The sequence below is a fragment of the Pseudomonas sp. TH34 genome (genome assembly GCF_016650865.1).
Taxonomy (GTDB): Bacteria; Pseudomonadota; Gammaproteobacteria; order Pseudomonadales; family Pseudomonadaceae; genus Aquipseudomonas; species Aquipseudomonas yamanorum.
The window spans coordinates 54,385-66,617 of record NZ_JAEKFB010000020.1 but is presented as its reverse complement, the minus strand read 5'-3'; the positions used below and the strand labels follow the sequence as shown (position 1 = coordinate 66,617).

Here is a 12,233-nt window from a genome sequence, read left to right as displayed (position 1 = left end):
CCGCTCCCTCAGCCACAACAATTGCTAGATCCCTTTGCGCCGCTCCGCCCGCGCCATGCGCTGAACCTCCTGACGCACTTCTTCCAGCACTTCCTGCACATACAGCAGGTGACGTGTTGAAACCTCCCGCGCCTGCTCGGCACGCCCTTCGATAATCGCCAGGTACAGATCACGGTGCTGATTGATCAGCATGTCCCGTGTTTCGGTACGCTGCTGATACATGCCACCAATGTTGGTCACCACGTTACGCTTGAGCAGATCGAACAGGCCGCGAATGGTATGCAGCAATACCGCGTTATGGCTGGCCTCGGCGATGGCCAGGTGAAACCTCGCATCCGCCGCGCCCTCTTCCGCCCGGCTCACTTCGTCTGACCGCGTATAGCAATCCTGCAGCTCTTCGAAGGCTGCCGTCAGCCGCTCGCGATCAACCTCAGTGGCACGCAACGCTGCGTAATACGCGCACGAGGCTTCCAGCGTCTGACGAAACTCCAGAAGATCGCGCTGAGCCTCGGGATTATTTTCCAGCAGATGCAGCAGCGGATCGCTGAAGGTTGATCCCAGCGACTCCACCACATAATTGCCACCACCCTGACGGCTGATCAGCAAACCTTTGGCCGCCAGCTTCTGGATCGCCTCACGCAACGACGGACGCGACACCCCGAACTGCTCGGCCAGTGCGCGCTCGGCCGGCAAGCGCTCGCCCGACTTCAGCGTGCCCTCAAGGATCATGCCCTCAAGCTGCTCGACGATATCGTCAGACAAACGGCGCTGACGCACCTGATCAAACCCCATAACTCACTCTCCACCATCCCGACCACTCGCCGGGGCCCCTATTCTGGCCTATTGCCGTGTATCCGGCACCTATCAGAACGTCCTCGTTTCAGCCGATCAGCATCCGTTCAAGCCAACCTACGACCAAAGATTCGCAAGCGGCAAATTGACACATCCCCCTGAAGGCTTTTAACCTAGCCAACGGTGATTGTAAATTGGTAATACCAATTATCCAAATCACCAAAGCAGTGCCTGACCAACAACAATTAGGGGCCACCCCATATGCAAACCTGGCAACAGCTCTACAGCCCGCTCGGCAGCCTTGGCCTGTCCGCACTGGCCGCCGTTATTCCCATCGTATTTTTCTTCCTGGCCCTGGCGGTGTTTCGCCTCAAAGGCCACGTTGCGGGCAGCATCACCTTGGCACTGTCGATCCTGGTGGCGATCTTTGCCTTCCAGATGCCGGTCGATATGGCGCTCGCCGCCGCCGGTTACGGCTTTGCCTACGGCCTGTGGCCCATCGCCTGGATCATCGTCGCCGCCGTATTCCTCTACAAACTGACGGTCAAGAGCGGCCAGTTCGAGATCATCCGCAGCTCCGTGCTGTCGATTACCGACGACCAGCGCCTACAAGTGCTGCTGATCGGCTTCTGCTTCGGCGCGTTCCTGGAAGGTGCGGCCGGCTTCGGCGCACCGGTGGCGATTACTGCCGCATTGCTGGTAGGACTGGGCTTCAACCCGCTGTACGCCGCCGGCCTGTGTTTGATTGCCAACACCGCACCCGTCGCGTTCGGCGCGCTGGGGATTCCGATCATCGTGGCCGGCCAAGTGACGGGCATCGACGCGTTCAAGATCGGCGCCATGGCCGGCCGCCAATTGCCGCTGTTGTCGTTGTTCGTGCCGTTCTGGCTGGTGTTCATGATGGACGGTCTGCGCGGTGTCAAGGAAACCTGGCCAGCCGCACTGGTTGCGGGCCTGAGCTTCGCCGTAACCCAGTTCTTCACCTCGAACTTCATCGGCCCGGAACTGCCAGACATCACCTCGGCCCTGGCCAGCCTGATTTCCCTGACCCTGTTCCTGAAAGTCTGGCAGCCCAAGCGTAGTGCCGGCGCGCAAATCGCTGGCGCAACGTCCGGCACTGCTGTCACTGCCAGCGCCGGTGGCTTTGGCCTGCCTCGCAACACCCTGGCTTCGCCTTACAGCCTGGGGGAAATTTTCAAAGCCTGGTCGCCGTTCCTGATCCTGACCGTGCTGGTCACCATCTGGACCCTGAAGCCGTTCAAGGCGATGTTCGCCGCTGGCGGCGCGATGTACAGCTCGGTGTTCAACTTTGCGATTCCGTACCTGGATCAACTGGTGATCAAGGTTGCGCCCATCGTTGCTACGCCAACAGCCATCCCTGCGGTATTCAAGCTGGATCCGATTTCCGCGACCGGCACGGCGATTTTCTTCTCCGCCCTGGTATCGATGCTGGTGCTGAAGATCGATTTCAAAACTGGTCTGACCACCTTGAAAGAAACTTTTTATGAACTGCGCTGGCCGATCCTGTCCATCGGCATGGTGCTGGCCTTTGCCTTCGTCACCAACTACTCGGGTATGTCATCGACCATGGCCCTGGTACTGGCGGCTACCGGCGCGGCATTCCCGTTCTTCTCGCCGTTCCTCGGCTGGCTCGGTGTGTTTCTGACGGGTTCCGACACCTCGTCCAACGCGCTGTTCAGCTCGCTGCAAGCAACCACCGCCCACCAGATCGGCGTCAACGACGTCTTGCTGGTGGCGGCGAACACCAGCGGCGGCGTGACCGGCAAGATGATCTCGCCGCAGTCGATCGCCGTGGCATGCGCCGCGACTGGCCTGGTGGGCAAGGAATCTGACCTGTTCCGCTTCACCCTCAAGCACAGCCTGTTCTTCGCGACGATTGTCGGGCTGATTACCTTGGCCCAGGCCTACTGGTTCACCGGTATGCTGGTGCACTAAGACCTGCACGTAATAGGGTAAGAACCGACGCCGGACAGCGATTCCGGCGTCAGCTATTTCTGGAGGACCGATGAGCCTGCCTGCTGCTTTTCTGAGCGACACCGCACAACTGATCCCGCAAGATCGTCGCTTCGACGATCCACTTTCCACCCTCGCCTTCGGCACCGACGCCAGTTTTTACCGACTGATCCCACAACTGGTGATCCGTGTTGAATCGGAAGATGAAGTGGTGGCCCTGCTGCAACTGGCCCAGCGCGACCGCGTGCCGGTGACCTTTCGTGCGGCGGGCACCAGCCTTTCGGGACAGGCCATCAGCGACTCAGTACTGATCGTGCTGGGGGACAACTGGAACGGGCGCGAGATTCGCGGCCAGGGCACACAAATCCGCTTGCAGCCCGGCGTGATCGGCGCGCAAGCCAACGCCTGGCTGGCGCCGTTCGGACGCAAGATCGGCCCGGACCCGGCGTCGATCAATGCCTGCAAGATTGGCGGCATCGTCGCCAACAATGCCAGCGGCATGTGCTGTGGCACGGCGCAGAATACCTACCACACCCTGGCGGGCATCCGCCTGGTGCTGGCCGACGGCAGCCGCCTGGACACGGAAGATCCGGCCAGTGTTTCAGCCTTTCGCCAACGTCACGGCGACCTGCTTGAACGCCTGGCGACACTGGGCCGCGAAACGCGGGCCAACGCCGAATTGGCTGCAAAAATCCGCCACAAATACCGCCTGAAAAACACCACCGGCTTGTCACTCAACGCCCTGGTGGATTTCGACGAGCCGCTGGATATCCTCAGCCATCTGCTGGTGGGCTCCGAAGGTACCCTGGGTTTTATCAGCGCAGTGACCTATGACACGGTGATCAACCACCCGAACAAAGCCTCGGCCCTGATCGTGTTCCCGGATGTGGAAACCTGCTGCAACGCGGTGACGGTACTCAAATCCCAACCTGTTTCAGCGGTTGAACTGCTGGACCGCCGCAGCATGCGTTCGGTGCAGGACAAACCCGGCATGCCGGCTTTCGTACAGCAGCTATCGGAAAATGCCTGCGCCCTGCTGATCGAATCCCGCGCCGCCTCGCCCTCGCTGCTGCAGGAGCAACTGGCGCTGATCATGGCCTCCCTGGCCAGCTTCCCGGTGGAGAAACAAGTCGACTTCACCGAAGACCCGATTGAAAACGCCCGCCTGTGGGCGATCCGCAAAGACACCTTCCCCGCCGTGGGCGCCGTGCGTAAAACCGGCACCACCGTGATCATCGAAGACGTGACCTTCCCGGTGGAACAACTGGCTATTGGCGTTAACCGCCTGATCGAGTTGTTCGACAAACATCACTACGACGAAGCGATCCTTTTCGGACACGCCCTGGAAGGCAATCTGCACTTTGTGTTCACTCAAGGCTTCAACAGCGCGGAAGAAGTCGCACGTTACCAGGCGTTCATGGACGACGTCGCCCAGTTGGTGGCCGTGGAGTTTGGCGGCTCGCTGAAGGCCGAGCACGGTACCGGTCGCAACATGGCACCCTTCGTCGAACTGGAATGGGGCAGCGATGCCTACCAGTTGATGTGGCAACTCAAGCGCCTGCTCGACCCCAACGGCATTCTCAACCCGGACGTGGTGCTCAGCGAAGACCCGCAAATCCACCTCAAGCACCTCAAGCCACTGCCCGCCGCGGACGAGCTTGTGGATAAGTGCATCGAGTGCGGTTTCTGCGAACCTGTATGCCCGTCGAAAGGACTGACCTTGAGCCCGCGCCAGCGCATTGTGATCTGGCGCGATATCCAGGCCCGAAAACGCGCCGGCATCGATACCACCGAACTGGAAGCGGCCTATCAATACCAAGGCATCGACACCTGCGCGGCCACCGGGCTTTGCGCCCAACGCTGCCCGGTAGGCATCAATACCGGCGACCTGGTGAAAAAGCTACGCAGCCGCGACGCCGACCGCACCAAAACCGCCGAATGGCTGTCGACGCATTTCGCCACGGCACTGCAGGGTGCGCGCTTCACCCTGCACGTGGCCAACGGTGCGCGCATGCTGCTGGGCGCGCCGCGACTGGCGAAGCTCTCCGCCACGGTAACCCGCCTGTCCAAGGGGCAAATCCCCCAGTGGACCAACGCCATGCCGCAACCGGAAAAGGCCATTCGTTTCAGCCCCGCCGTGAGCGACGAGCGACCACGGGTGGTGTACCTCGCTGCCTGCGTATCACGCGCCATGGGCCCGGCAGCCGGAGACCACGAACAGATGTCGCTGTACGACAAAACCCGCGGCCTGCTGGAAAAAGCCGGTTACCAGGTAGTCTTTCCCGACAATCAGGACAACCTCTGCTGCGGCCAGCCTTTCGCATCCAAGGGCTACGCCGAACAAGCCGAACACAAACGCCAGGAACTGATCGGCGCCCTGCTCCACGCCAGCCGTGGCGGCCTCGACCCGATCTACTGCGACACCAGCCCGTGCACCCTGCGCCTGGTCCAGGACCTGGCCGAAACCCGCCTCGACCTCTACGACCCGGTACGCTTTATCCGCACGCACCTGATGGACCGCCTCGACTTCACCCCCCAGGAAGCCCCGATCGCCGTGCACGTCACCTGCAGCACCCAGCACCTGGGAGAAAGCCAGGCGCTGATCGACCTGGCCAGGCAGTGCAGCAAAAACGTGGTGATCCCCGAAGGCATTCATTGCTGCGGGTTTGCCGGCGACAAAGGCTTCACCACGCCGGAGCTGAACGCGCACTCACTGCGCAGCCTGAAGGACGCCGTGCAGTATTGCAGCGAGGGCATTTCCACCAGCCGTACGTGTGAGATTGGTCTGACGCAACATGGTGGAATTGATTACCACGGCCTGGTGTACCTCGTGGACCGAGTAACCCAGGCGCGGGCCCATTAGAGCCGCCCCTTTTTGGTGCCAAACCTAATGACTTCGGGGTTTTTCGACTAATCCAGCGACAAAACAGAACCCCTGCGCGCCGGCGTAGTCATCTGCATAGGCCTCGACAAACGAGGCTCATCAGTGACCTCGCTGGCTGCACGGAAAACCGGCAGCATCGAGCCCTATTTGCACAAGGAGATACCCATGAAGCGTTCCGCTCTTGCTGGTTTGTTCATTACCGCTGCGATGCTGGCGTCCCCCGCGTTTGCCGCCGGAACAAAAGACGATCTGTGCCAAATCAACCTGGACAAAATCAACAACGGGAAAGCCTTGCTCGCCACCGACACCAGCGGCAAAGCCGGCGAAATTGACACCGCCGTCTCCCAAGCCAAGGCAGCCCATGCGGCAGGCGATGACAAGAAGTGCATCGAGATCACCTCCAAGGCGCTGCAAAGCCTGCAGGACACGGACAAAGGCGGCAATCAATAACCCGCTGACTGCTCAGGCCAACCTTCGGGTTGGCCTTCTGTGAGTGATTGGCGTACACTGCACAGGCTTGTCACTCACTAAGAAACAACGAGTTACAAGCACGGGGCCGTTTAGGATTCGACGCCGGTTGCGAAACTTTAGGTGCATGCCGAGTTGGTAACAGAACTCGTAAATCCACTGTTGCAACTTCTTATAGTTGCCAATGACGAAACCTACGGCCAGGAATTCTCTCTCGCTGCGTAAGCAGCTTTAGATCCTGAGCTTCTGGTACCTTCGGGTCCAGCAATCACCAGGGGATGTCTGTAAACCCAAAGTGATTGTCATATAGAACAGAATCGCCGTGCAGTACGTTGTGGACGAATCGGCTAAAACTTACACAACTCGCCCAAAGCACCCTGCCCTTCGGGTCGCTGAGGGTTAACTTAATAGATACGGCTACGCATGTAGTACCGACAGCGGAGTACTGGCGGACGGGGGTTCAAATCCCCCCGGCTCCACCAACTCAACAAAAAAAGACGTCCACGGACGTCTTTTTTTGTGTCTGAAATCCAGTAAATAGGCGAGCTCTCGTGTTTTTTTGGTTCCAGCCGGCCAAGGCGGCTGGTGAAGACTTCGTGCTTAGCGATGGCGATATGGCACTTGGCCCTTACCGGCCTCTCCCGAAAGCCGCAGACGCGCGTGAGCTGCCCGTTTTGGGCGGATCACATCGAACGCTGACGTCCGATGAGGCTTGGTGAAGTGAACCGATCCTGAAGGCGACCTTTGATCCACTGGCCTCGCACTCATCTTGACATGTAGGAGGCGATCCCCTCTGTAACCAGTTTCTATCTGTCGGCGAGTACCAGTTTCCTTCTTTCAATTGGAACCGATAACACGATGCTGGTGCGCGTTTCGCCATAGTTATTAATCTGCGCGATAACGCTCTCAATGTCTGCCATCGACTTGGCATAGATCCTAATAAGGTAAGAGTCATTACCCGTAACGTGCAGACATTCAACGACTTCGGGGATGTCGTTGAGCGTTGCAATCAACTTGGATTTTGAGGGTTTGAAGGTCGTCATGCCGACAACAGCTGATATGCCAAACCCAAGCTTTGCAGGATCAACCTGAGCACAATAGCCAGAAATGACGCCCCCATCCTCGAGCTTTCGCAGCCGGTCAGTTGTAGCGGGGATGGAAAGGCCCGCGTGCTTTGACAATTCGGTAATTGAAATGCGCCCCGAATCTTGCACCACGCTCAAGATTTTGATGTCTATACGATCCATGAAGGTTTTCTCTGAAAAAAAGTGAAAATTTTAACGAAACCCATACAATTTCCATTAAAAAATAATGCATCAAAAAACTAGCCAGTGCTAGCCTATTTTCAGCCCATAAAACCCTGCAAAAAAAACAGACTATCAACTGCTTCACTTCTTAAACGCTGCCCAACTAAAGCTTTCCTCAAAGAGCGGGTAATCGTATGCGCGACGAACAGATAAAGTCAGAAAAAACATCCGGCTTCTATTTCCGGAGCTACCTAAAAACACAAACGCTCGGGTTCCTTGATTTCAAGATCGATCAGGTCTTGATGTATTTATTGGGCGTCACGGTTTTTTCACTGGGTGCAAAGTTTTTTATTGTCAGCCAGCTCGGCACCGACCCACTGGATGTTCTTATCATTTCTATCGATAGGCAGCTTGGGTACGGGATGGGAGTGTGCTCAGGAATAGTGTCTGTATTCTTTTTGACGTGGTGGACGCTTTGGAACAAAAAGTATCCACCCATCAGTCCATTTATTACAACTACCCTAACAGGGTTACTCATTGACCTCTGGACATTCCTCGGAATGGGCGACTACCTCACGGTTCGACTGAATGGCTACGCAATGTTGGCGGTTGGCTTGATTTTGTGCGCCTATTCTTCTGCATTGATCATCATGAGTGGAATTGGAATCAGGATCATGGACCTGGTGGTGCTGACTATGGTTTCAAAGTGGTCCTGGTCATTTACCAAAGCCAAAATGGTTATCGAGATTGGTATCTTTTCGATCGGATGGCTGTTGGGTGGCCCATTCGGACTTGGAACAATCGCATTCCTGCTGGTTATAGGCCCTCTTATTCAACCGTTCATGAATATGAACGCCAAACGGCTTTCACTTAAGAATTACGGATTAGCCAATACGTCTGCTGCTTATTGATGACCATTGGCTGCAAAATCGTTCGCCCCGAGTATTTAGCCCGTGATGTGCACAATGTAACTTCGTGATGAGGAGTGGAACATGGAAAGTACTAATGGAAAAAACTGGATGCTGGAAAGTACCCCAGCCATGTTGGAAGAGTTGCTCCCGAATGGTGCCGTGAAATGCCATTTGTCACCCAGAAACTGTGTGATACAGGAAGGGAAGTTGGGATTTTGCAAGGTACGTGGAAACAGGGGTGGGCGGCTAGTCACTCTGAACTATGGAAAAGGCGTCCATAGCACCGAAGAAACAATAGAAACTGAAGCCGTTTTCCACTTTGCGCCAGGGGAGCGAATCCTATCTCTGGGCAATATTGGTTGCATGCTGAATTGTGGGTACTGCCACAACTGGAAAACCTCACAAGCGAAATACGTGACCGACAAGGATGTGTATTACTACACACCCGAACAAGTCGTGGAAACTGCTTTGCAGCACGGCATACGGGTTATTTCTTGGACTTATAACGATCCCGTCGTCTGGCATGAGTTCATACTGGACACTGCAAAGCTTGCAAAAGAAGCGGGCTTGATCAATTTGTATAAATCGGCTTTTTTTATCAGCGAGGAAGCCATTGATGAACTTCTGCCGGTCATCGACATATTTTCAATTTCACTAAAATCTATCTCTCCCGAATACTATCGAAAAGTAACCACCGGGTGGGTAGAGCCGGTACTGGCTGGGATCAAAAAAGTCTACGATGCGGGTAAGTATGTCGAGGTCAGCACCTTGATGGTGACCGATATCAGTGACGATGAGGATACGGCACGAAAAATCAGCCAGTGGGTGCTGGATGAGCTGGGGCCAGAGGTGCCATTACACTTTGTCAGGTTTCATCCAGATTACAAAATGAGCAATAGCATCAGAACCCCCGTAGACCGACTCCTTAAGGCACGGGACGTTGCTCGCGGCATGGGGGTTGAGCATGTTTATCTTGGGAACGTGAATGACGTCGATGGTACGGATACTCGCTGCAACCAATGCAATGCGCTACTTGTTACGCGCTACGGTTTGAATGCCGACATCATTGGATTGGACAGCAAAGGCTGCTGTACTCAGTGCGGGAAAGACGCGCATTTCAGGCTCTTGGGTACAACTGCACACAACCGTACTGTTGAATTGCGCGAGCAAGCACTGACTGCTTACGAGAAAAGAAAATTCGAATGGCATGGTGATATTGTTTCTCTGCACGCCCAAGTACTAAATACCGAAAATTTCGAGCAGACCGTTTATTTGCGACGCAATTATCTCGCTGGTCTCAATAGCGAATGGAAAGCGCTGACCCTGCGGCCACACGAAAGTTATCGGTTCATTATCGCAAAGGCAAGAATTGATGAGACAGGTCCGGAGGTATGGCTTCCTGAAGGAGTTAACTCAAACCTGCACGAAGTCTTTGACCGGGCCCACTTTCCCACTGAGTCAATTGAGGAGATTGGCATTTCCCAAAATGACATAACTCCGACTATCGGTTATTTGGGCAAACAGAACATGTACGAGCAAGTTATCAAACTGGTAAGCAAATCATGAATATTTCTACTGAGATGCTACATATCAGAGTCGATGATCGAGAGGCTCATCCTTCGGTAACGCCGATCTATCAATGCAGTGCTTTCAGTGCTGACTCGGCATTCTTCTACTCCAGGAAGGCCAACCCCAATGTGACTGAGTTGGAACAGGTGGTTGCAGCGCTCGAGAACAGTGAGTATGCGCTAGCGTATGCCACGGGGATGAGTGCTATTTATATGGTGCTCGAACTACTCAAGCCGGGAGGATCGCTGGTCATAAACAAATACATCTACGGCTGCTCGTATAAGTTGTTTCAGAGATACGCCAAACGTATCGGTGCACAACTGACCATTTTGGACCTGACGACCAAAGACGGGTTGAGAAAACTGCCCCCGGCGGTGGATATGGTCATTTTCGAAACCCCGACCAATCCCTTTCTTAAAGACATCGACATCCATGACGTCAGCGAAGCCGTAAAGAAGGTCAACCCCCAAGCGTTGGTGGTGGTTGATAACACCTGGGCAACCCCACTGTTTCAAAAGCCGTTAATGTTTGGCGCTGACATTTCGTTGTACAGCGCCACAAAGTACTTCTCCGGTCACAGTGATGTCATGGGTGGCCTGGTGCTTGTCAATGATCATGAGCTTTACAATCGACTGCTTGAAGGTCGTTTCTATTCAGGCTCGATACTGACACCTCATAGCGCATGGTTACTTCGCAGAAGTATGCAGACATTTAGCTTGCGCATGGAAAAGCACAGTTCAACCACTGCTCTCATGCTGAGCTATCTACAATCACTTCCATTTATTGAACACGTTTACTTTCCGAATATCGATGGCAAACAACTGCTCGGTTATGGCGGCATTGTATTTGTCGATATTCGAGCGGATCTGGTTGAGCATTACAAAGTGTTTACCAGCGCGCTAAGATGGTTTGGCACAGGAACGGGAATGGCGTGTGTCACCTCTATGGTGGCCCAACCGTTTAGTGGAAGCCATGCCTCTATGTCTGACCAGGAAAAAGCTGAGATGGGAATCGGTAAGGGCCTGGTTCGGTTGTGTTTTGGGCTGGAGGATCTTGAGGACCTTAAAGAGGATTTACTTCAAGCCTTTCAAACAATGGAAAGTAGGGTTGGCGTTGAAAGCGTGCTTGATCCGGCGTAAGTGATATCAATCACTCGCGGCGGGCCTTCGTTGGCTCGCCGCTTTTTTATGGGAAACGAACATGACCATTGCGCTCGAACCCTCCGCCTTCGATGACCCCGTTCTAAATGTCATCAATCTTCTGAACTCTCTCTCCAGTGCGCATCCAGAGGCTATTTCCCTGGCCTCTGGTCGACCGGATGATGAGCTGTGTGATCCTGCTCTTATCTACAAGGGGTTGGCCAGTTACGAGCGGTATGTCACCAACGCAGAGCAGTCGCTCTCTATACGACTTTGCCAGTACGGAAAAACCAGTGGAATTATTAATGAAATACTGGCTGAGCATTTGCGTATCGATGAGGAGATAGTCGTCTCCAACGTTGAAAATATCGTGGTCTGTATGGGCTTTCAGGAAGCCGCGACGCTGGCCTTGTTATCAATTTTTGATAACGGTGGTGTGCTGCTGGTGCCTGACCCCGTTTTCTCAGGGATAACCGGCATTGCGAAACTTTTGCGAGTAAAGACCGTGCCTGTTCCCATGGCGGATTTTCTGGATTCCGAGACCTTGTCTGATGTCGTTGATGCCATTGAGTCTTCCGGAGAGAAGGTCAAGGCGTTATATGCTATTTCAGATTTCAGTAACCCAACAGCGGACAGCCTCTCGTTTGAAGGTAGAAAGGCTCTGGTTGCACTGGCGAGGGCAAGGAACTTCTTGATCTTGGAGGACAATGCCTACCGATACTTTCGCTACGAGGGGGCTCGGATTCCCTTGATGAAATCGATAGAGAGTAGTCGAGTTGTCCTGATGGGGTCTTTTGCAAAATCAATCTTCCCGGGCTTGCGTATGGGTTACCTGATGGGTCCGGAGGACATTGAGGCAACTTCCCTAAGCACTAAAATATGCAAAGCCAAAAGCTTGATAACGGTCAATACCTCAGCGCTTTGCCAAGCCGTTGTCGGTGGGCTCCTGATAGAAAATGATTATTCCTTGAAAGCCTTGAATGAGCCAAAGACACTGTCCTATTTGAATAAAAGAAACTGGATGATCAGGTGTCTTGAGGAGCACTTTCCGCTGAATGCCAACGGCCAGCGGGTCATTATCTGGAATGCCCCCGAGGGCGGTTTTTTTATCAATGTACAGTTGCCGATAAGGTTTGGTTATTCTGAGATGCAGGAGTGCGCGGCTCAATTCAAGGTTATTGTTTTTCCCACCTCTTTTTTTCATTGATGGGGACGGGCATTGATCAGGTCCGATTATCTTTTAGCAGTG

At 54.5% G+C, this 12,233-nt stretch carries 9 protein-coding genes and 1 other RNA gene; 8 read left to right on the top strand and 2 right to left on the bottom strand.

All coding sequences use genetic code 11. The features are described from left to right. Positions 1-24: 24 nt before the first annotated feature. Positions 25-792 carry an FCD domain-containing protein gene (locus JFU58_RS13680; RefSeq protein WP_063033222.1) on the bottom strand — a complete coding sequence of 256 codons (768 nt, stop codon included), beginning with the start codon at positions 790-792 and terminating at the stop codon, positions 25-27. Between the two features lie 261 nt (positions 793-1,053). Here JFU58_RS13680 and JFU58_RS13675 point away from each other — a divergent pair, with 261 nt between their 5' ends. The 4 genes from JFU58_RS13675 (at position 1,054) to ssrA (ending at position 6,600) form a co-directional block, all read left to right on the top strand. Next, positions 1,054-2,748 carry a lactate permease LctP family transporter gene (locus tag JFU58_RS13675; RefSeq protein WP_063033223.1) on the top strand — a complete coding sequence of 565 codons (1,695 nt, stop codon included), beginning with the start codon at positions 1,054-1,056 and terminating at the stop codon, positions 2,746-2,748. A 70-nt stretch (positions 2,749-2,818) separates the two neighbouring features. Continuing rightward, positions 2,819-5,629 (top strand): FAD-binding and (Fe-S)-binding domain-containing protein, encoded by a 2,811-nt coding sequence (locus JFU58_RS13670; RefSeq protein WP_201140930.1) that lies wholly within the window; start codon positions 2,819-2,821, stop codon positions 5,627-5,629. Between the two features lie 186 nt (positions 5,630-5,815). Next, positions 5,816-6,100, top strand: coding sequence for a hypothetical protein (locus JFU58_RS13665; RefSeq protein WP_063033225.1), 285 nt, complete (start codon positions 5,816-5,818; stop codon positions 6,098-6,100). 102 nt (positions 6,101-6,202) lie between these two features. Further along, positions 6,203-6,600, top strand: a transfer-messenger RNA (tmRNA) gene (ssrA, locus tag JFU58_RS13660). A 324-nt stretch (positions 6,601-6,924) separates the two neighbouring features. Here ssrA and JFU58_RS13655 read toward each other — a convergent pair. Continuing rightward, the gene (locus JFU58_RS13655) at positions 6,925-7,365 is read right to left on the bottom strand and encodes an Lrp/AsnC family transcriptional regulator (RefSeq protein WP_201140929.1); all 441 of its coding nucleotides are present in this window, start codon (positions 7,363-7,365) and stop codon (positions 6,925-6,927) included. Positions 7,366-7,559: 194 nt separating this feature from the next. On the opposite strand from JFU58_RS13655, the gene JFU58_RS13650 reads away from it, so the two are divergent. The 4 genes from JFU58_RS13650 to JFU58_RS13635 all read left to right on the top strand — a co-directional run bounded on the left by JFU58_RS13650 (position 7,560) and on the right by JFU58_RS13635 (position 12,191). After that, on the top strand, positions 7,560-8,276 hold the full coding sequence (locus JFU58_RS13650) for a YczE/YyaS/YitT family protein (protein ID WP_063033241.1): 717 nt from the start codon (positions 7,560-7,562) through the stop codon (positions 8,274-8,276). 81 nt (positions 8,277-8,357) lie between these two features. Continuing rightward, positions 8,358-9,842: an AmmeMemoRadiSam system radical SAM enzyme gene (gene amrS / locus JFU58_RS13645; protein ID WP_063033242.1), complete on the top strand. Its 1,485-nt coding sequence runs from the start codon at positions 8,358-8,360 to the stop codon at positions 9,840-9,842. Then, positions 9,839-10,984 (top strand): PLP-dependent transferase, encoded by a 1,146-nt coding sequence (locus JFU58_RS13640; protein WP_063033243.1) that lies wholly within the window; start codon positions 9,839-9,841, stop codon positions 10,982-10,984. Before amrS ends, JFU58_RS13640 begins: the two co-directional genes overlap by 4 nt. A gap of 61 nt (positions 10,985-11,045) precedes the next feature. Beyond that, complete coding sequence (locus tag JFU58_RS13635) at positions 11,046-12,191, top strand: aminotransferase class I/II-fold pyridoxal phosphate-dependent enzyme (protein WP_242488267.1); 1,146 nt, start codon at positions 11,046-11,048, stop codon at positions 12,189-12,191. Positions 12,192-12,233: the final 42 nt, after the last annotated feature.